Here is a 1,234-nt window from a genome sequence, read left to right as displayed (position 1 = left end):
TAATTGACCAAAAGACTCTAAACGTTCGGGATTGACCAGCAAGGATACCATAACCGGGGCCTGTTTCGGCACAAAAATCGCCGCCGCTGGTTCCCGCAGCACCCCACCTTTGAGCAAAGACAGAGGACTATCGGCGAGAATCCAAGCAAAACTGGCTGTAGCGACTCCTAGGAGAATGATTACCGTCGCACCTAAAATATAGAAAAACGATCGCAATTTCACAACCTTGCCCCGAGATAAACCATTAGCTATTTTAAGCCAGCAATTGACCCAAGAATTTCGATCGCTACAATTCTTACCAGACTGATAACCGATAACTCGCCACCGATAACTAACTTTTACCAGCCTTTTTCCGCTTGAGCGAGGACATAGTTAGCTACAGCTTCGATATCTTCAGCACTGAGACGACCACCGAAAGCAGGCATCGCCCCCATACCTTTGGTAACTTGGGTAACGATAGCTTCAACGGAATCTTTGCCGTATTTGGCTAAATCTTCTTTTTTCAGGGTTTTAGCGGCATTAACCACGTTTTTACCGCCCATGTGGCAGGAAGCGCAGTTAGCACTGAAAATCGAAGCCCCATCAGCTAAAGCCGGACGAGCCATACCGAATGTAACCACAGCCAAGAGCAAGCACAGGGAAATTAATAGTCTTTTCACGATTGGTTCTCCTCTATTTCTTAAGAAATTCCCCAACCATGGTCAGAAAAAACCGGTTTTCTTGTCAAAAGACAAGCTGTCAAACTTGGTGTAGAATGAATCAATGGGACAGTTAAAAGCAAACTTTTACTTTTTTGTCAAAAGACAGGCTGTCAAACTTGTCATCTTCCCTCGTGTAAAGGATTAACAAGCATGAAAAAATTAGGTTTATTGTTCGCTACCGTGGCTCTAGTCCTCTCTAGCTTCTTCTTCAACACTGCCGCCGCTTCCGCCGAAACCTTCACAGTGAAGATGGGCGGTGATGCAGGTACACTACAATTTGATCCCCCCGCCCTCACTATTAAAGCAGGAGATACGGTGAAATGGGTCAATAACAAACTTTCTCCCCATAACATAGTTTTCGATAGCACCAAGGTTCCCGAAGCCCAAGCCAGCAAATTATCCCATAAAGGTCTGGCTTTTTCCGCCGGTGAGTCCTTTGAAAGCACTTTCAGCGAACCGGGTACTTACAGCTACTACTGCGAACCCCATCGCGGCGCTGGTATGGTCGGAACGATTACCGTTCAGTAATTATC

Annotated in this window: 3 protein-coding genes; 1 reads left to right on the top strand and 2 read right to left on the bottom strand. The window is 46.0% G+C overall.

The window, feature by feature from the left end; all coding sequences use genetic code 11:
- Both IQ242_RS25145 and petJ read right to left on the bottom strand, forming a co-directional pair.
- Positions 1 to 222: DUF3352 domain-containing protein (locus IQ242_RS25145; RefSeq protein ID WP_193961830.1), on the bottom strand; the 222-nt coding region annotated here is incomplete at its 3' end.
- A gap of 116 nt (positions 223 to 338) precedes the next feature.
- On the bottom strand, positions 339 to 659 hold the full coding sequence (gene petJ, locus IQ242_RS25140; protein ID WP_002794566.1) for a cytochrome c6 PetJ: 321 nt from the start codon (positions 657 to 659) through the stop codon (positions 339 to 341).
- Positions 660 to 851: 192 nt separating this feature from the next.
- Between petJ and petE the strand changes: the two genes are divergently transcribed.
- On the top strand, positions 852 to 1,229 hold the full coding sequence (gene petE, locus IQ242_RS25135; RefSeq protein ID WP_193961829.1) for a plastocyanin: 378 nt from the start codon (positions 852 to 854) through the stop codon (positions 1,227 to 1,229).
- Positions 1,230 to 1,234: the final 5 nt, after the last annotated feature.

Source organism: Microcystis sp. LEGE 08355 (assembly GCF_015207185.1).
In the GTDB taxonomy this organism is placed as follows: Bacteria; Cyanobacteriota; Cyanobacteriia; order Cyanobacteriales; family Microcystaceae; genus Microcystis; species Microcystis panniformis.
This window is presented reverse-complemented; position numbering and strand designations above follow the sequence as displayed.